The organism is Brucella sp. H1_1004, assembly GCF_047308065.1.
Lineage (GTDB): Bacteria > Pseudomonadota > Alphaproteobacteria > Rhizobiales > Rhizobiaceae > Brucella > Brucella pseudogrignonensis_B.
The window spans coordinates 566164-584336 of sequence record NZ_JAYKZA010000002.1 but is presented as its reverse complement, the minus strand read 5'-3'; the positions used below and the strand labels follow the sequence as shown (position 1 = coordinate 584336).

The window sequence follows — 18173 nt, the reverse complement described above, 5'->3', positions numbered from 1 at the left end:
TCATCAAACTGATAATTATCAGTTTGCAAATTACGACACTATCACCTTCACAGGCAGCGAATACGCCCTGTAGTGGAAGCAAGGGCGGGATATCGCATTGTCGGGGTGACATATTTATTTGCAATGACGGATCTGTCAGCGGTAGCAAAAAATCGTGTCAGGCTTTTATGGGATTGTCGCACAGTCCAGCTGGAGGTGCGGCCGGTTTGATCAACCCGGCTCAGTCAAACATGCAATCCTCGTCAACAAGCGAATGCTCGTGTCGCGACGGCTTGATCTGTACTGGTCCACGCGGTGGAAAATATTGCATCGATGATCGCGGGAGGAAAAGCTATTTACGACGCTAAAATTATTGGGGGAATTTGGTGGAGCCAAGCGGGATCGAACCGCTGACCTCTTGCATGCCATGCAAGCGCTCTCCCAGCTGAGCTATGGCCCCATCAGACCTCTTAAGAGGTGGGCCAGACAGAAATTTCTGTCCGGTGTGGCGGCTTCTTAAATGGCGTTTGGAAGAAGATCAAGAGCTAAATCACAACTCTTATCGCATCGGCCAAAAATAATTTGCCAAATGCCTATCCGCCGTTTGCCATGCCGTAAAAAACAACAAGGCGACCCAATGGGCCGCCTTGCTTTCAAACTAACGCTAAAGAGTTAGATCAGACTTCTTCGTCGTCATCACCAACGCCGCCGCCGAGAATGTCCGAAACGTCGTCGTCTTCATCTTCCTCTTCTTCGAGGAAGGTGTCGTCGTCGTCATCGCCAAGATCGACATCGTCGTCGAGATCTGGCAGGTCGTCACCACCCTTGGCTTCGTCATCCGCATCTTCAAGAGAAACGAATTCCGGCTTTTCCAATGCCGTATCCAGTTCTTCCTCTTCCGATTCCTCTTCAGCGGCACGGCTTTCAGCTATGCTCGCTTCGAAATACGAACGCGGATATGAAATACCGGTGTAAGGCGACACAATCGGATCGCGATTGAGATCGTAAAACTTTTTGCCCGTTTCCGGATCGATGCGCTTGGTACCAAGTTCAGCTTTTGCCACGTTTAGCCTCGTGAGTTGATTTCTCCGTCGCGTCTGCGACGCTTACATGCTTTCAGCTCGCCATCAATCTCCTCAACCGTCAATCAGTCGGGAGAAGGCGGAAGACGCGCCGTAGTCTTAATTTGGCGGTGTTGTTTGGTGCATAAACGCAATTTGCAGCTTTTGTCAAAGCGAAAGACGCATTCTGCACCCGTTCTGTGTTTCAAAATACGCATTGGCGGATGACCAAGGCTTGTTCCTGTGTTAGGAAGCTGCCGCTTTGATTAATCCAGCGTGCATAACGCCAAAATGAGACAGTGAAAAATCCATGTCCCATTCCGCTACCCCGAAACCTGCAACCGCCCGCCGCTCAGAGGCTTTAAAGGGCGAAATACGCATTCCGGGTGACAAATCCATATCGCATCGTTCTTTCATGTTCGGTGGTCTTGCTGCGGGCGAAACCCGCATCACCGGCCTGCTCGAAGGTGAGGACGTTATCAATACAGGCCGCGCAATGCAGGCCATGGGTGCCAAGATTCGCAAGGACGGCGACATCTGGATCATCAATGGTGTGGGCAATGGCTGCCTGTTGCAGCCAGAATCACCGCTCGATTTCGGCAATGCCGGAACCGGTGCCCGTCTCACCATGGGCCTTGTCGGCACCTATGACATGACAACAACCTTTATCGGAGATGCCTCGCTGACGTCGCGTCCTATGGGGCGCGTACTCAACCCGCTGCGCGAGATGGGAGTTCAGGTAAAGGCCGCCGAAGGCGACCGCCTGCCGCTCACACTCACCGGTCCAAAGACCGCAAACCCGATCAGCTATCGCGTACCAATGGCATCAGCACAGGTGAAGTCCGCCGTTCTGCTGGCAGGCCTCAATACGCCGGGCGTTACGACGGTCATTGAACCTGTCATGACCCGTGATCACACCGAGAAAATGCTGCAAGGCTTTGGTGCCGACCTCACGGTTGAGACTGACAAGGATGGCGTGCGCCATATTCGCATTGTTGGACAGGGCAAGCTTACGGGCCAGACAATCGACGTGCCGGGCGATCCATCCTCAACCGCTTTCCCTCTTGTCGCGGCGCTGCTGGTTGAAGGCTCGGATGTCACGATCCGCAATGTTCTGATGAACCCCACCCGCACCGGACTGATCCTGACCTTACAGGAAATGGGCGCTGACATTGAAATCATCGATCCGCGTCTTGCTGGTGGTGAAGATGTTGCCGATCTGCGTGTGAAATCATCGAAGCTCAAGGGCGTTGTCGTTCCACCGGAACGCGCTCCGTCGATGATCGACGAGTATCCGGTTCTGGCGATTGCTGCTTCCTTTGCCGAAGGCGAAACCGTGATGGATGGTCTTGATGAGTTGCGCGTCAAAGAATCAGATCGTCTCGCAGCAGTCGCTCGTGGCCTTGAAGCCAACGGCGTTGATTGCACCGAAGGCGAAATGTCGCTGACAGTTCGTGGTCGTCCTGACGGTAAAGGCCTTGGCGGCGGCACGGTTGCCACGCATCTTGATCACCGCATTGCGATGAGCTTCCTTGTCATGGGGTTGGCCGCTGAAAAGCCGGTTACTGTTGACGACAGTTTGATGATTGCTACCTCTTTCCCGGAATTCATGACCATGATGCCGGGCCTTGGTGCAAAAATCGAAGTCAGCGAGAAGCAATGACAAGTTTCGTCGTAGCCATCGACGGACCTGCAGCTTCGGGCAAGGGAACCCTTGCCCGGCGCATCGCCATTCATTACGGGATGCCCCATCTCGATACTGGCCTGACCTACCGTGCAGTGGCGAAAGCCCTGCTCGATCAGGGGCTGCCGCTTGATGATGAGGCGATTGCGGCGGATGTGGCGCTTCATCTCAATCTGCATGATATGGATAAGGTCGCACTTTCGGCCCACGCCATCGGCGAAGCGGCATCGAAAGTGGCGGTCATGCCTGCGGTGCGGCGTGCACTTGTTGAAGCCCAACGTAGTTTTGCCAATGCATTGCCTTCAAGCGTGCTTGACGGACGAGATATTGGGACGGTGGTCTGCCCGCAAGCGCAGATAAAGCTCTTTGTAACGGCATCGCCAGAAGTCCGCGCCCAGCGTCGCTTTGACGAAATTATTGCCAAAGGCGGCACAGCTGATTTTGATGAGATTTTAGCCGATCTCAAAAAGCGCGACGAACGCGACATGAACCGCACGGATTCGCCGCTCAAGCCTGCCGAAGACGCGCACTTGCTAGATACGAGCAAAATGAGTATAGAAGCGGCATTTCTGGCCGCGAAAAAGCTGATTGATCATGCTCTTGCGCAGCACAAGGCATAATATCGGGACAGTTTTATAACTTTCTGATAGAATTAGGCCTCTGAAACACTGAATAATCCGGGTTTTGTTCCTATATAGGGCTCACCCAAACCTATAACCTGACTTCGCGTTCCACGCGCCGGTTGTCTCTCACGAGACGGGACCGAAGGACAGGCCCAACGCAACTCTAACCCCCGGCGCCGCATCCGATGTTGTTTTATACCGGATGCATCAGGAGTATTTATGTCTGAATTCAATCCCTCCCTCGCAGACTTCGAATCGCTGCTGGCTGAATCCTTTGCCAACAATGACCTTGCAGAAGGTTATGTTGTAAAGGGTCGCATCGTTGCCATCGAAAAAGACATGGCAATCATCGATGCCGGCCTCAAGGTCGAAGGTCGCGTACCGCTGAAGGAATTCGGCGCGAAGGGCAAAGACGGCTCGATGAAGCCGGGCGACGAAGTTGAAGTTTACGTTGAGCGCATCGAAAACGCACTCGGCGAAGCTGTTCTGTCGCGCGAAAAAGCACGTCGTGAAGAAAGCTGGGGCAAGCTCGAGCAGAAGTTCGCTAACAGCGAACGCGTCGACGGCGTCATCTTCAATCAGGTTAAGGGTGGCTTCACCGTTGATCTGGACGGCGCAGTTGCGTTCCTTCCGCGTTCGCAGGTGGACATTCGTCCGATCCGCGACGTTACCCCACTTATGCACGTCCCACAGCCTTTCGAAATCCTCAAGATGGACAAGCGCCGCGGCAACATCGTTGTTTCGCGTCGTACCGTTCTTGAAGAAAGCCGTGCGGAACAGCGTTCGGAAATCGTTCAGAACCTTGAAGAAGGTCAGGTTGTTGACGGCGTTGTCAAGAACATCACCGATTACGGTGCGTTCGTTGACCTCGGCGGAATTGACGGCCTCCTGCACGTGACCGACATGGCATGGCGCCGCGTCAACCATCCTTCGGAAATCCTCACCATCGGCCAGTCGGTCAAGGTGCAGATCATCCGTATCAACCAGGACACACATCGTATCTCGCTCGGCATGAAGCAGCTCGAGAACGATCCTTGGGATGGCATTGGTGCGAAGTACCCGATCGGCAAAAAGATCACCGGTACTGTAACCAACATCACCGATTACGGCGCATTTGTCGAAATCGAGCCAGGCATCGAAGGTCTGATCCACGTTTCAGAAATGTCGTGGACCAAGAAGAACGTACATCCAGGCAAGATCCTGTCGACCACGCAGGAAGTCGAAGTTGTTGTGCTCGAAGTTGATCCGGTCAAGCGCCGTATCTCGCTCGGTCTCAAGCAGACTCTCGACAACCCATGGACGACTTTTGCTGACAAGTACCCACAGGGCACAATCGTTGAAGGCGAAGTCAAGAACAAGACCGAATTCGGCCTGTTCATTGGTCTCGACGGCGACGTTGACGGCATGGTTCACCTTTCCGATCTCGACTGGAACCGTCCAGGCGAGCAGGTCATCGAAGAATACAACAAGGGCGAAGTTGTTAAGGCCGTTGTTCTCGACGTTGACATCGAAAAGGAACGCATCTCCCTTGGCATCAAGCAGCTTTCCGGCGACAAGGTCGGCGAAGCAGCAGCTTCGGGTGAACTGCGCAAGAACGCCGTTGTAACCTGTGAAGTCACAGCCGTTACCGATGGTGGCCTTGAAGTCCGTCTCGTTGACCACGATCTCGACAGCTTCATCAAGCGCTCGGATCTGTCGCGTGACCGTGACGAACAGCGTCCAGAACGCTTCAGCGTTGGCCAGAAAGTTGACGCTCGCGTCATCGCCTTCGACAAGAAGACCCGCAAGCTGCAGGTCTCCATCAAGGCTCTGGAAATTGCTGAAGAAAAGGAAGCAGTCGCTCAGTACGGCTCGACCGATTCCGGTGCATCGCTCGGCGACATTCTCGCTGCAGCAATGAAGAAGTCGGAAAACAACTAAGTTTTCGACACGTCACTAAATACGAGAAAGCCCGCCATTTGGCGGGCTTTTTTTCTGACTACCCAAACATATACGAACAACAAATAAAACCCTAGATGTTTATAAAATTTTGCGGTTGAGAAATAAAAAATTAAATGTCAATTACCCGAACTGTAAATTTATCTAAAAGCATTATAATACTACGGAGTCAGTATATGCGTCATTACTTCTTATCTGCATCATCAATTTTATTTATATCATTAACAAGCGCTGCCTATTCAGCAGATGTTGTTGTCATGCAAGAACCTACTGAAAAAAATTCAAGTTCGCCATATAATTGGAGTGGAGCCTATTTGGGCGGCCAAGTTGGTCACTCATGGGCAAAAACTAAATATTCTCTAAAAGATAATGACGACTTTGAAGACTTTGATAGTGCGGGTTCAGAAAACAAAGGTGCCTTTATTGGCGGCGTCTATGCCGGATATAACTTTGATTTAGGGAATAATTTTATTCTTGGCGGTGAAGTGGATATAACTAAGGGATTTCAATCCCAAAAAAACAGTTTTCTTCACGATGATTCAGGACACAGTGCATCCACGGAACTAGCTTGGAATGGAGCGATGCGAGCGCGAATGGGATATGCTGTGAATAAAGTTATGCCATATCTCGCTGGTGGTTTAGCCTTTGGAAGTATTAAAAATACGCTTACAATCAACGAAGAATTTGACGATGGTGAGACTATATCTAAAACAAAGACACGAACCGGATGGACTGTTGGAGGTGGTGTTGATTATGCGGCAACCGACAACGTAATACTACGATTAGAGTATCGTTATACAGATTTCGGCAAACAAAACTTTGATCTTAATGGAAACGGCACGGCAAGCAGCAAACTGTCAACAAACGACATTCGCATTGGTGTTGCTTATAAGTTTTAGAACAATCTGGCCCTCCGTAGTTAAGGAATAAAGCAGGCGAATGGTGCGGGTGTTTCTTTAGGTCTCCGCTCCATTCTAAACGCCAGCTATCAAGCTATATCCAACAAATATATCAAGCCTAAGCTGATCGCCCCAAGTGCCACGAGGGACAAAATGGCCGCAAAGGTGACCCGTCCGCCAGCCGAGGCGACAGAGCGCACATCGACACCAAGCCCAAGTGCTGCCATTGAAATGATCGTCAGTGCTGTCGACGCAAACTGGATGATCGGGAGAATTGCTTCGGGAATAAGATGCAGCGAGCGCAGCGCCATCATACCCAGAAAACCGATGATGAACCATGGCACCAGTTGCAGAAAGCCGGGTTTTACCTCCGCATCTCTATTTCCAGCGAGAACCGATAGCGTCAGAATAACCGGCCCCAGCATCAACACACGAACGAGCTTGACCAAGGTTCCCAGTTGTACGCTGATTGCAGCAACGGGCGCGGTTGCAGCAAGCACCTGTGGCACAGCATAAACCGTCAGCCCCGCCAGAACGCCATATTGCGTAAAAGACATTCCAAGCAGCGGTACCAGCAGCGGCAGACAAAGCACGACAACGACACCAAGGATGGCCGTAAAGGCGATGGAAGCAGCGACATCTTCGCTATCCGCACCAATAACAGGGGCAGTGGCGGCGATAGCAGAATTACCACAGATTGAATTGCCGCAAGCAACCAGAACGGCCATGCGATGCGGCAGTTTTAACAACCGTCCAATGCCATAGCTTAGCGAGATCGCGATGGCCACCACACAGGCAATGCCGAGGATAAGGCCCGGCCCGGCATCAATCACCGCACTTGCGCTGATCGACGCGCCAAGCAGTACAACGGCAATTTCCAGCAGCAACTTTGCCGAAAAGCTGATGCCTTTGGCAAATTGCTTACCCGGACGGAAAATGGTGCGAACTGCGGTTCCCAGCAGAATTGCCAAGACAAGCGCTTCCAGCCATGCCCTGCCCGTATAATGTTCCTCGACCTTTTCCAAGCCGATAGCGACTGCCGATACCGCCAGACTAAGCGCTAGCCCAGGGAGAATGTTCTGGAATTTGGTGGTTATTGCGGTCGTCATTGGGATAGACATTCATATCAGGAAAAATATTTTTCAATCTGATGCGCCTTTTCTTCTGTTCATTCCATCGCATAATATGGCACAATTCATTCGATAAAATCGAACGATTGAAGCTATGACACTGGAACAACTGCGTATTTTCATCGAAGTGGCCGAGCGAGAGCATCTGACCCGCGCGTCGGAGGCGCTCAATCTCACGCCATCGGCGGTGAGTTCGGCTATTCGCACGCTGGAAGATCGCTATGGTGCGATGCTTTTCAACCGGATCGGACGGCGCATTGAACTGACAGGTGATGGCCGCATGTTTCTGGATGAAGCCCGCGCGACGCTTGCCCGCGCGCAATCGGCAGAGCGTATGCTGTCGGAGCTTGGCAGTGGCAAACGTGGCATTCTTACCATTCATGCCAGCCAGACGATTGCGAGCTATTGGCTGCCGCCCTATCTGGCACAGTTTCATGCAGCCTACCCAATGATCGATTTGCGGCTGACGCTCGGCAATACCGAAAGCGTGACACAAGCAACTGAGGCCGGTTTAGCCGATATAGGGCTTGTGGAAGGTGCGGTACAGGCACCGGCACTTTCCCTTCGCAAAGTTGGTACAGACCAGCTTATCGTTGTCACAGGGCCTGATCATCCATGGCGCAATGCTGAAAAGCTCACCTGGGATTCGTTGTTTAGCGGCCAGTGGATATTGCGCGAACATGGGTCAGGCACGCGCAGCGTGTTCGAAGATGCGGCACGCGTCGCAGGCTATGATCCGGCGCGTCTGAACATTGCGCTTGAACTTCCTTCCAATGAAGCGATCTGCTCTGCCGTGCTTTCCGGCAATTATGTTACTGCGATCTCGGAACTGGTGGCTGCACCCCATCTCGCGGCGGGCACATTGGTCAAAGCCAATTTTGCATTGCCTCAACGCCAGTTTTTGATGCTTTCGCATAATGACCGCTATCAGACTAAAGCGCTTACATCTTTCGCTAACATGCTGATCCGCGAACCGGACATGTCGCGCACAGAACAACTCCTCGACCATTAAGCACGATAGGCTTGTCAGACGGGTATATCCCCGCACTGTCCATCAGGAGGAGGTAGGCATGAGCAGGAATAGAGGCGTTGTGTACATGCGCCCGGGTAAAGTCGAAGTTCGTGATATTGATGATCCGGTGCTGAGCGCACCCGACGGGCGTAAGCTGGACCACGCTGTCATCCTGAAAGTGATCACCACCAATATCTGCGGGTCTGATCAGCACATGGTGCGCGGTCGCACCACTGCCATGCCCGGTCTTGTGCTTGGCCACGAAATCACCGGTGAAGTGATTGAGAAAGGTAGCGATGTCGAAATGCTCGAAGTGGGCGACATCGTTTCGGTGCCGTTCAATGTCGCCTGTGGGCGCTGCCGCTGCTGCAAGTCGCAGGACACCGGCGTGTGCCTGACGGTCAACCCATCACGCGCGGGCGGTGCCTATGGCTATGTGGATATGGGCGGCTGGATCGGTGGGCAAGCGCGCTATGTCATGGTGCCTTATGCCGATTTCAATCTGCTGAAGTTCCCCGACCGAGAGCAGGCCATTGAAAAAATCCGCGACCTCACCATGCTGTCGGATATTCTGCCCACCGGCTTTCATGGCGCAGTGAAAGCGGGTGTTGGCGTCGGCTCCATTGTCTATGTGGCAGGCGCCGGACCAGTTGGGCTTGCTGCCGCTGCCTCTGCGCGCATTTTAGGTGCGGCAGTCGTCATGGTTGGCGATTTCAACAAGGAACGGCTGGAACATGCCCGCAAGGTTGGTTTCGAGCCGATTGATCTTTCGGCAAGTGATCGTCTCGGTGACATGATTGCAGAAGTGACCGGCAGCAACGAAGTGGATAGCGCTATCGATGCTGTCGGCTTTGAAGCCCGTGGTCACAGCGGCGGTGAACAACCGGCTATCGTTCTCAACCAGATGATGGAAATTACCCGCCCGGCAGGCTCCATCGGCATTCCCGGATTGTATGTGACGGAAGATCCGGGCGCAGTTGACAGCGCCGCCAAACAGGGAAGCCTGTCACTGCGCTTTGGTCTTGGCTGGGCAAAGGCGCAGTCTTTCCATACTGGCCAGACGCCGGTAGTGAAATATAACCGCCAACTCATGCAGGCTATTCTGCACGGTCGGCTGAACATTGCAGACATCGTCAATGCGCAGGTGATTTCGCTGGAAGATGCGCCGCAAGGCTATGAAAGCTTTGATCAGGGCGTGGCGAAGAAATTCGTGCTCGACCCACATGGCATGCTGACAAAAGCGGCTTAAAATTGTGCGCCGGAGCGATTATCTCACTCCGGCGCAGATTTTCAGCGAATAGATTTTCGCCAGTTCCTGCTGGGTGAAACAGGTTAGAGGCAGTCCATTTTTGGATTGCCACAGACCAGTGGAACAACGGGTTCTGAAACCAGGCAGGCCATCCGCGTTTCCATTGGAATGGTCCGCATACTCTTTGGTGAAATTAATAATGTTCGACGGTAAGGTCATCAAAAATCAAAATTAATTGAATTATAAAAATAAACACAGCAGTAAATTTTTGAGAAATTGAACTGAAAAATTTTGTTGATATAAAAAGTATAGTAGCCATAATTGCTGTCAGTGCGATATCTAAGCTAAACCAGTAAGCATTATTTATAATTATAAAATGTAGTAAATCGTAAGATATTTGATTTATGATAAAAATCATAAAAAACCACTTACGTATTTTTAGAAAATATGAATCAAAATCTTCGTGAAAGTGAACGTAGTCGGGCGAAACCAACGAAGACAAAAAATAAAAACTGAATGCATATAAAATAATAAACAAGTAAGAAAAATAAGAATTATTTATCAATTCACCCCAAGCAAGAACATCCCACCACCAATCTACAACAAATATACTACATGTTAACAACCATAAAAAATGCGTAATATTTATTCTTTTCTCGCTTACTGACTGTATATAAAAAACAAATGATGAAAGTACCTTAGATATACAAAGACTCACAAATACGCCTGTAATAATTCTTACATGAAAAAAATACTCTGTGTATCCAGAAATATTAATAACTTTATCCATAATTAACCTATAATAAAAATATAAAATAATATAAAAATGAAATAAAATTTATTAATGTATAATAGTAATTAAATTAGATGATGTAAAGCATGTTGGCGTCATTCCATTTTTTGATTGCCAAAGACCAATAGAACGACGAGTTTTGAAGCCCGGCAAACCATCGGCCTTGCCAATATCGTAGCCCTGCGCCTGCATGCGCTTTTGCATCGCCAGAATATCGGAGCGATACATGATGCCGACGTTGCCCCACTGCGTCTGAAAATCACCCGCACCATAGGCGATGCGGTCGCCAATATGGCCGATGAACAGCGCATAGAGATCGCTCATATTGTAATCTTTGATGACGTAGAAATTCGGCGTCACGATAAAGGCCGGGCCATAGCGACCAGCAGGCATGAGCAGAAAGCCTTCGCCACGCATTTCACTGGCAGGAAATGCCTTGCCGTTTGTGCGGGTAATGCCGAGCTTTGCCCATTCAGCAAAGGTCTTGCCCTGATCCGGTCCTTCCAGCGAGCATGAGACATTCTGCGGGACATTGACTTCATAGCCCCAGTCGCGGCCTGCCTGCCAGCCATGAATTTTGAGGTAATTAGCAATCGATGCCAGCGTATCGGGCACGGAGTTCCAGATGTCGCGCTTGCCATCACCGTCAAAATCGACAGTATGTTTGAGATAAGATGTCGGCATGAATTGCGGCTGGCCCAGCGCACCCGCCCACGAACTTTTCATCGAACCATTGGCGATGTAACCGCGCGATGTGATTTGCAGGGCTGCAATCAACTCCTTGCGAAACATATCTTTGCGCGTTGCCATGAAGGCCTTGGTGCCCAGCACTTCAAACGCGTTGTAGGGAATTTTGACGGTGCCGAAGCCCGACTCGCGACCCCATATAGCCACAACGATGCGGCCCGGAACGCCATAGTGTTGCTCAATGCTTTTGAGCAGACGTGCATTCTGACCAAGCCGCGCCTTGCCGCCATTGGTAACACTCGCAACGGTCTTCGCATTGAAATATTTGCCAGGGGCGCCGAATTCGGCCTGCTTCTGCTCTTTTGGTCCCGTTGGCTTCTCGCCCGGAATAACCAGATCAGGCAGTTTCCAGTTGATTGCGACGCCTGCAAAAGCCTGCTCGAAAACCGGACGCGAAACGCCTGCGGCTTTGGCTTCCGGCCAAAGGTCCTTTTCAATCCAGTTGCGATACTGGCTTTCGATTTGCGCTTTGGAGGGAGCAGCATAAGAAGACGTTGAGCAAAGCGATGCAGCGATAAAAAGAGCCGTTGTCAGGCATCGTTTCCAGAATGCAGCCTTCATAAACGTCTCCCAAATTGATTGTCAGAGTGCTGTTCGCGCCCGAAGAGCCGCCGCAAGCGTTCCTTCATCAAGATAATCAAGCTCGCCACCAACCGGCACGCCATGCGCAAGCCGTGTTACACGGACTTCAAAATTTGTCAGCTGATCGGTGATGTAATGCGCTGTCGTCTGTCCTTCGACTGTGGCGTTGACTGCGAGAATCACTTCCCTGATCTCGCCTGTTGCAACGCGCTCGACCAGCCCTTTGATATTGAGATCATCAGGTCCAATACCATCCAGCGGTGACAGACGGCCGCCCAGCACATGATAGCGCACATTCATGGTGCCAGCGCGTTCCAGCGCCCAGAGATCGGACACGTCTTCCACGACGATCAGAACGGACCGATCACGGCGGTCGTCTGTACAGATCGTGCATGGGTCGCTGGTATCGACATTGCCGCAGCACGAGCAGATACGCACTTTTTCAGCCGCTTCCTGCATGGCCCCGCCAAGCGGCACCAGAAGCGCCTCTTTCTTTTTAATCAGGTGCAACGCCGCACGACGCGCAGAACGCGGCCCCAATCCCGGCACACGGGCCAGAAGCTGGATCAGACGTTCAATTTCAGGACCGGCGATACGTTTGGACATGCTGATTTAAAAACTTGGCTGCTTTAACAGGTTGGGAGTCATAAAAAGGTAAAAAGGGGAGCTGGTTGGCTCCCCAAGTAGTCTTAGAACGGCAGTTTGAAGCCCGGAGGAATTGGCAGACCAGCGGTCAGTGACTGGGTCTTTTCAGCCATTTCAGCTTCAAGCTTCGCCTTGGCGTCATTATGAGCTGCGATGATCAGGTCTTCGAGGATTTCAGTATCCTCTTCCTTCATCATCGAAGGATCGATCTTAAGCGACGACAAGGTGCCCTTGCCCGAAAGCGTGACCGTAACAAGACCGCCACCCGAAGAAGCGGTTGCTTCAAGATTGGCGATTTCATCCTGCATGACCTTCATCTTGGCCTGCAATTCCTTCGCCTGTTTCATCATGCCCATCATGTCACGCATGGGTTCACTCCATCATTTTTTTGAACGCGCATCTTACTCCGAAAACCGCTTCGCACTTTTCGGGATGCGCTCTAAAATTCAGTCATCGTCAGAAGGCGCGCCGGGCACGTCTTCAATACTATCCAAGTCTATATCGTCATCGTCGCTCTGTTCTGCAACCGCTATGCGGACGTCAGTGATCTTTGCACCCGGAAAAGCCGCCAGAATGGCAGCAACATCCGGGTCAGCACGGGCATCGGATACAAGATTATCGCGACGCTCGGTTTCCGCTTCCGCAACGGTTTGGCCCGAAACATCGCGTGCAACCGTTACCACCCAACGGATGCCGGTCCAGTTGTGCAGACGCTGCGAAATATCGCTCGGCAAGGATTTTGGCGCGTCATCTGTGAGGCCGATTTCAAGCCGCCCTGCCGCAATAGACGACATGCGCACACAGTTCTTGACCAGAATCTTGAACTGCATGTCGCGGAACTTATCAGCCAGCGTTACAATATCATTGAGACTGTTGATTTGAACCGAGGGCTGCGGCGTATTGTCGACAAACTGCTGTGGCGCAGGCGGTTGAACTGGCTGTGGCTGCGTTTCAACCAGACGCATGGCCGTTGCAGGACCACCCGATGCTGGCATCATGGTTGAGGCGGCAACTGCATCAACACTGCTGCGCGCTTCCGGCTGTGAGCCGCCATTCGGCCTTGCTCCGCCTGAAGGCTGCGGACGCGGTGCTGAGACTGATCCATTTTCCAAACCGCGCAACGCTTCATCCAGCGTTGGCAGATCGGCAGCATGAGCCAAACGGATCAGCAGCATTTCCGCTGCCTGCACAGGTCGCGTTGCCGTATCCACTTCCGCAATGCCCTTGAGCAGCATCTGCCATGTCCGCGAAAGCACCCGCACGGAAAGCTTTTGCGCAAACTCGCGACCGCGAACGCGCTCGTCTTCCGAGAGCGACACATCTTCCGCCACATCCGGTGTAAAGCGCAGACGTGTCACCAGATGATTGAAATCGGCAAGATCCGTCAGCACGACCGATGGATCAGCACCAACATCATATTGCGCACGGAATTCAGTCAAAGCGCCAGCAACGTCCCCACGCATAATCATCTCGAACAGATCGATAATGCGTGCACGATCTGCAAGGCCGAGCATCGAGCGCACAGCTTCTGCTGAGACATGACCTGCACCATGCGCGATGGCCTGATCGAAAATCGAGAGCGAATCACGTGCCGAGCCTTCGCCCGCGCGTGCAATCATCGCAAGCGATGTGTCATCGACTTCGATGGCTTCTGCTTCGGCAATGCGACGCAGATGTGCGGCGAGCGTTCCCGATTCGATGCGGCGCAAGTCAAAACGCTGACAGCGCGACAGAACCGTGATTGGCACTTTGCGAATTTCGGTGGTCGCGAAGATAAATTTCACATGCGGCGGCGGCTCTTCAAGCGTCTTCAACAGACCGTTGAAGGCCTGATTGGACAGCATGTGTACTTCGTCGATGATATAGACTTTGTAGCGTGCCGACACAGGGCGATAGCGCACCTGCTCGATGATCTCGCGAATATCGTCGATACCCGTATGCGAGGCGGCGTCCATCTCGATGACGTCGACATGGCGGCCTTCCATGATCGCCTGACAATGCTCCCCCATGACGGAGAGATCAATCGACGGCTGATCAATAGAATCGGTCTTGTAATTGAGCGCACGCGCCAGAATACGGGCCGTCGTGGTCTTGCCCACACCGCGCACACCAGTCAGCATCCATGCCTGCGCAATACGGCCAGTCTCAAACGCATTTTTCAGCGTACGGACCATCGGCTCCTGGCCAATCAGATCATTGAAATTCTGGGGGCGATACTTGCGGGCGAGAACGCGATAAGCGCCAGTTTCGGATTTTGTGTCCATTGCGACCCTTCCGTTCTCTGTTCGCTTGTTCCGATCAACAAACTCTAAACAGTTTGGACCAGAGACGAAAGTGGCTTTGGCGATGGCTTATCAACCATCAACAACCATGATCGTTTTAGAAAGGTGGGAGGCTGGCACGATGACCCGTGCCGTGCTCGTTGGGGCTGCTTCCTTCCGGACCTGACCCGGTTGGCGAGTGGCTCGTCCACCACCAACCTCCCACGCTGCATATCGTCAATTACCACGCAAAAAGCAAGCGCAGAGACAAAAAAACTGATAAGAATTATTCTATGGAACAGTTTGAACTCGATAAGCGGCTCAATGCCGACACTTTTTTAGTGGCCAAGCTTGGCCTTTGCGAACTGCGCTTGATGAATGACAAGCGCTGGCCTTGGCTGATCCTCGTGCCGCGCCGCGCCAAACTATCAGAAATTCACGATCTAACACCGCTTGATCAGACCATCCTGACCTTTGAAGCGGCAATGGTTTCGCAGGCACTTAAAAGCACCACCAATTGTCTCAAAATCAACACAGGCGCTTTAGGTAACATGGTTCGCCAGCTGCACATGCATGTGATTGCGCGTAATGAAGGTGATGCTGGCTGGCCCGGACCGGTCTGGGGCCATGGCACACGCGAGCCTTATAGCGATGCTGAAGCGCAAAAGCTGATTGAAGACATTCGCGCTGCACTCTGATCCCCTCACAAACATTTTCCCGAGAACATCATGGCTTTTCGCCTTTACGACCTGCCGGAAACAGAACCGAGCCGTTTTGTCGGCTTTGCAGGCAATCGCATCGATCGCCTGTCCGAAAAGCGACAGGACGATTCGGCTTTTACTGCGCTGGAATTGCCGGAAACCCGCGTGATGGTTTTGGGCGGTAACAAGCTGCTGCTTGATTACATAGAAGAACAGGCACCCCGCGCCTTGTTTTCGCTTAGCGAAATACAAGCATTTTCGCCAGATTTGCATGAGCCTATTCTGCTCGGTTTACAAGATGGCGCGCCGATTGTGGCACTGATGGCGCCGCTTAATCCGGATGCCCTTGAACCGCCATATCGTGCTCAGGATTATCGCAGTATCTATATGGAAGGACTTGTTTCTGCCGATATCATCGGCGCTTTGGCACAAGCCGCAGCACTCACCGCATGGCATAACAATCATCGCTTTTGCGGGCGCTGCGGCGCAAAAAGCGAGATGCGTGCCGGGGGTGCAAAGCGCGTTTGCCCCAAGTGCAGTGCCGAACATTTTCCGCGCACCGATCCTGTGGCGATCATGCTGCCTGTTCGCGATGAGAAGTGCATTCTCGCACGCAGCCCACATTTTAGCGCAGGTTCTTACTCCTGCCTTGCGGGCTTCATCGAGCATGGCGAGACAATTGAAGCTGCCGTGCGGCGTGAAAGTTTTGAGGAAATGGGGCTTCAGATCGGGCGCGTGGGTTATCACGCGAGTCAACCATGGCCTTTCCCCTATTCCCTGATGATCGGCTGTCATGCCGAGGTACTGTCTGACGACTTCACTATTGATCGCTCAGAACTCGAAGACGGCCGCTGGTTCGATAAGTCAGAAGTGCGAGCCATGCTCACAGGGACACATGAAAATGGGCTGCGTGTACCGGCAAGTGGTGCCATCGCAACCCATCTGATCAGAGCCTGGGCGAATAGTTAACTATTCAGCTGCCAACAATTGCGTGCCGCGTGTATCGGCTCCCTTGTAGACGCCAAGAATACGCACCTCCTTTGTGAAGAAGCGTAATTCTTCGAGGGCTAACTGAAGGTTATGGTCTTCCGGGTGACCTTCCACATCGGCATAGAATTGCGTTGCGATGAAACGGCCACCGATCTGATAGCTTTCAAGCTTGGTCATGTTGATGCCATTGGTGGCGAAACCACCAAGCGCCTTGTAAAGCGCTGCCGGCACGTTGCGAACGCGGAAAACAAAGGTCGTGACAATGCGCTCGCCGTTTTCCGGACGTGGCTCCCATTTTTTGTTCTTGGACAGAACGACGAAGCGGGTCACGTTGTCTTCCGAATCCTCAACATTCTCTTCCAGAATATCGAGACCGTAGAGCTCAGAGGCTAAGCGCGGCGCAAGCGCCGCCATTGAGCGATCTTTCATGTCGGCAACGAGACGCGCAGCGCCCGCCGTATCGCCTGCAATCACTGGTTTCCAGCCGTTGCTGCGAATAACCTTGCGACACTGACCAAGCGCATGAATATGGCTGTGAACAGTCTTGATTTCTTCGCGTTTAACGCCCGGCAGCACCATCAGCTGGAAGTGGATCGGTAGAAAATATTCGCCAACAATATGCATATCAGCGAGTGGCAGCAGATAATGAATATCTGCAACCCGACCTGCGAGCGTATTTTCAATCGGAATCATCGCAAGGTCTGCAGCGCCACTTTCGACTGCGTTAAAAGCATCCTCAAAAGTCGGGCACGGCAAAGGCTCCATATCGGGAAACATGTTGCGGCAAGCCGTATCGGAATTGGCGCCTGCTTCACCCTGAAAGGAAATCCGGTTGGTCTTCATCGTGTCCGTACTTTCTCAAACGCTTCGCAACAATCGAAGCTTATCTATCACAAACCCTTTGCGATAATTTCCCGTGCCCGGTCAAGATCAGCCTGCGTATCAACGCCAAGCGGCACCGTCTTGACGATCTCAGCTTCAATACGCATTCCGTCTTCAAGCGCGCGCAACTGTTCAAGCTTTTCGCGCTTTTCAAGCACAGATGGGCCGATTTTTACAAAACGCTCAAGCGCCGCACGGCGATAGGCATAAAGACCGATGTGGTGATAAAGCGGACCATCGCCATAAGGGGCGGTCGCTCGTGTAAAATAAAGTGCGCGCAGACGTTCGCCGCCATTCATTGGTGAGCCGACGATCTTGACCACATTGGGATTGATCTTTTCCTCATCAACCGTGATCTCGACGCCAAGCGTGGCAATATCGGCAGGTCCATCAACAAGCGGCAGCAAAGAGCGGCGAATTGTTTCCGGGTCAATGGTCGGCAGATCGCCCTGAACGTTGACCACAGCTTCGACTTCGCCATTCGGATCGACTTTTTGCAGCGCTTCATAAATGCGGTCCGACCCCGATTCATGATCGCTGCGCGTCATAATGACCTCATGACCATGGGCCTGAACGGCAGCAAAAACCTCTTCACTATCTGTCGCCACCACCGTGCGGCCCAGCTTCGCTGCCACAGCCCGGTCCGCCACATGCACGATCATCGGCTTGCCGCAAATATCCGCAAGAGGCTTGTTTGGCAGGCGCACCGAGGCCATTCGAGCAGGAATGAGTGTCAGTGTTTTCAAAGTCTGAAGCATGATCATCTCGTCATGTGTGGTTTAGCCAGAAAGGTCTTATTGCGCCTTCTTTTGACATTTATCTACCCACCCATTGCAGCAAAAGTGTCAAAAAGTCACGGGGGTAGCAGCCCTTATAAGTGTTGCACCCCCCCCGTAAAAGACCTAGTTTCCGGCCAATGCCGGGGAGAGACTTGCCAGACTTACACATAGGTTTTGCATGCCGGCCTTTGGAGGCGTTGAGTAGAGGGAGCGCTGAC

General features: G+C 52.3%; 16 protein-coding genes, 1 tRNA gene and 1 other RNA gene. 8 read left to right on the top strand and 10 right to left on the bottom strand.

Going from position 1 to position 18173, the window contains the following annotated elements; all coding sequences use genetic code 11:
• Positions 1 to 363: 363 nt before the first annotated feature.
• Together U2P60_RS10050 and U2P60_RS10045 are read right to left on the bottom strand one after the other, a co-directional pair.
• Positions 364 to 439, bottom strand: a tRNA-Ala gene (locus U2P60_RS10050).
• 217 nt (positions 440 to 656) lie between these two features.
• A complete protein-coding gene (locus U2P60_RS10045) occupies positions 657 to 1043 on the bottom strand; it encodes a TIGR02300 family protein (protein ID WP_313827684.1) in 387 nt (128 codons plus the stop codon).
• 307 nt (positions 1044 to 1350) lie between these two features.
• Here U2P60_RS10045 and aroA point away from each other — a divergent pair, with 307 nt between their 5' ends.
• From aroA to U2P60_RS10025, 4 genes are all read left to right on the top strand, one after another.
• Positions 1351 to 2703: a 3-phosphoshikimate 1-carboxyvinyltransferase gene (gene aroA, locus U2P60_RS10040; RefSeq protein WP_413572434.1), complete on the top strand. Its 1353-nt coding sequence runs from the start codon at positions 1351 to 1353 to the stop codon at positions 2701 to 2703.
• Positions 2700 to 3344 (top strand): (d)CMP kinase, encoded by a 645-nt coding sequence (gene cmk / locus U2P60_RS10035; RefSeq protein WP_413572433.1) that lies wholly within the window; start codon positions 2700 to 2702, stop codon positions 3342 to 3344. The genes aroA and cmk overlap by 4 nt, the downstream gene beginning before the upstream one ends.
• Before the next feature lie 222 nt (positions 3345 to 3566).
• Entirely contained in the window at positions 3567 to 5267 is a 1701-nt protein-coding gene (rpsA, locus tag U2P60_RS10030) for a 30S ribosomal protein S1 (protein WP_313827681.1), read from the top strand.
• Between the two features lie 194 nt (positions 5268 to 5461).
• Entirely contained in the window at positions 5462 to 6184 is a 723-nt protein-coding gene (locus U2P60_RS10025; RefSeq protein WP_413572432.1) for an outer membrane protein, read from the top strand.
• An 89-nt stretch (positions 6185 to 6273) separates the two neighbouring features.
• Here the strand turns inward: U2P60_RS10025 and U2P60_RS10020 are convergent, their stop codons facing one another.
• Positions 6274 to 7293, bottom strand: coding sequence for a YeiH family protein (locus U2P60_RS10020; protein WP_413572431.1), 1020 nt, complete (start codon positions 7291 to 7293; stop codon positions 6274 to 6276).
• Positions 7294 to 7408: 115 nt separating this feature from the next.
• Here U2P60_RS10020 and U2P60_RS10015 point away from each other — a divergent pair, with 115 nt between their 5' ends.
• Both U2P60_RS10015 and fdhA read left to right on the top strand, forming a co-directional pair.
• Positions 7409 to 8326: a LysR substrate-binding domain-containing protein gene (locus U2P60_RS10015; RefSeq protein WP_413572430.1), complete on the top strand. Its 918-nt coding sequence runs from the start codon at positions 7409 to 7411 to the stop codon at positions 8324 to 8326.
• Positions 8327 to 8384: 58 nt separating this feature from the next.
• A complete protein-coding gene (gene fdhA, locus U2P60_RS10010; protein WP_313827677.1) occupies positions 8385 to 9575 on the top strand; it encodes a formaldehyde dehydrogenase, glutathione-independent in 1191 nt (396 codons plus the stop codon).
• Between the two features lie 841 nt (positions 9576 to 10416).
• Here fdhA and U2P60_RS10005 read toward each other — a convergent pair.
• The 5 genes from U2P60_RS10005 to ffs form a co-directional block, all read right to left on the bottom strand.
• Entirely contained in the window at positions 10417 to 11676 is a 1260-nt protein-coding gene (locus tag U2P60_RS10005; protein WP_413572429.1) for a lytic murein transglycosylase, read from the bottom strand.
• 21 nt (positions 11677 to 11697) lie between these two features.
• Positions 11698 to 12303: a recombination mediator RecR gene (recR, locus tag U2P60_RS10000; protein WP_413572428.1), complete on the bottom strand. Its 606-nt coding sequence runs from the start codon at positions 12301 to 12303 to the stop codon at positions 11698 to 11700.
• A gap of 83 nt (positions 12304 to 12386) precedes the next feature.
• A complete protein-coding gene (locus U2P60_RS09995; RefSeq protein WP_064322329.1) occupies positions 12387 to 12710 on the bottom strand; it encodes a YbaB/EbfC family nucleoid-associated protein in 324 nt (107 codons plus the stop codon).
• A gap of 78 nt (positions 12711 to 12788) precedes the next feature.
• Entirely contained in the window at positions 12789 to 14690 is a 1902-nt protein-coding gene (locus tag U2P60_RS09990; RefSeq protein WP_413573748.1) for a DNA polymerase III subunit gamma/tau, read from the bottom strand.
• Positions 14691 to 14729: 39 nt separating this feature from the next.
• Positions 14730 to 14826, bottom strand: an RNA gene (gene ffs / locus U2P60_RS09985) — signal recognition particle sRNA small type.
• Between the two features lie 70 nt (positions 14827 to 14896).
• On the opposite strand from ffs, the gene U2P60_RS09980 reads away from it, so the two are divergent.
• Complete coding sequence (locus U2P60_RS09980; protein WP_413572427.1) at positions 14897 to 15301, top strand: HIT domain-containing protein; 405 nt, start codon at positions 14897 to 14899, stop codon at positions 15299 to 15301.
• Between the two features lie 30 nt (positions 15302 to 15331).
• Positions 15332 to 16273: an NAD(+) diphosphatase gene (gene nudC, locus U2P60_RS09975; protein WP_413572426.1), complete on the top strand. Its 942-nt coding sequence runs from the start codon at positions 15332 to 15334 to the stop codon at positions 16271 to 16273.
• Here nudC and U2P60_RS09970 read toward each other — a convergent pair whose 3' ends face one another.
• Both U2P60_RS09970 and U2P60_RS09965 read right to left on the bottom strand, forming a co-directional pair.
• The gene (locus U2P60_RS09970; protein ID WP_313827673.1) at positions 16274 to 17137 is read right to left on the bottom strand and encodes a prephenate dehydratase; all 864 of its coding nucleotides are present in this window, start codon (positions 17135 to 17137) and stop codon (positions 16274 to 16276) included.
• A 47-nt stretch (positions 17138 to 17184) separates the two neighbouring features.
• Positions 17185 to 17934, bottom strand: coding sequence for a 3-deoxy-manno-octulosonate cytidylyltransferase (locus tag U2P60_RS09965; protein ID WP_413572425.1), 750 nt, complete (start codon positions 17932 to 17934; stop codon positions 17185 to 17187).
• Between the last annotated feature and the right edge of the window lie 239 nt (positions 17935 to 18173).

Coding starts and splice junctions, on each gene's coding strand:
- nudC (WP_413572426.1), top strand. CDS start 15,332: ATGGCTTTTCGCCTTTACGACCTGCCGGAAACAGAACCGAGCCGTTTT.
- U2P60_RS09980 (WP_413572427.1), top strand. CDS start 14,897: ATGGAACAGTTTGAACTCGATAAGCGGCTCAATGCCGACACTTTTTTA.
- fdhA (WP_313827677.1), top strand. CDS start 8,385: ATGAGCAGGAATAGAGGCGTTGTGTACATGCGCCCGGGTAAAGTCGAA.
- U2P60_RS10020 (WP_413572431.1), bottom strand. CDS start 7,293: ATGACGACCGCAATAACCACCAAATTCCAGAACATTCTCCCTGGGCTA.
- U2P60_RS10025 (WP_413572432.1), top strand. CDS start 5,462: ATGCGTCATTACTTCTTATCTGCATCATCAATTTTATTTATATCATTA.
- aroA (WP_413572434.1), top strand. CDS start 1,351: ATGTCCCATTCCGCTACCCCGAAACCTGCAACCGCCCGCCGCTCAGAG.
- U2P60_RS09995 (WP_064322329.1), bottom strand. CDS start 12,710: ATGCGTGACATGATGGGCATGATGAAACAGGCGAAGGAATTGCAGGCC.
- U2P60_RS09970 (WP_313827673.1), bottom strand. CDS start 17,137: ATGAAGACCAACCGGATTTCCTTTCAGGGTGAAGCAGGCGCCAATTCC.
- U2P60_RS10005 (WP_413572429.1), bottom strand. CDS start 11,676: ATGAAGGCTGCATTCTGGAAACGATGCCTGACAACGGCTCTTTTTATC.
- rpsA (WP_313827681.1), top strand. CDS start 3,567: ATGTCTGAATTCAATCCCTCCCTCGCAGACTTCGAATCGCTGCTGGCT.
- U2P60_RS10015 (WP_413572430.1), top strand. CDS start 7,409: ATGACACTGGAACAACTGCGTATTTTCATCGAAGTGGCCGAGCGAGAG.
- U2P60_RS09965 (WP_413572425.1), bottom strand. CDS start 17,934: ATGCTTCAGACTTTGAAAACACTGACACTCATTCCTGCTCGAATGGCC.
- cmk (WP_413572433.1), top strand. CDS start 2,700: ATGACAAGTTTCGTCGTAGCCATCGACGGACCTGCAGCTTCGGGCAAG.
- recR (WP_413572428.1), bottom strand. CDS start 12,303: ATGTCCAAACGTATCGCCGGTCCTGAAATTGAACGTCTGATCCAGCTT.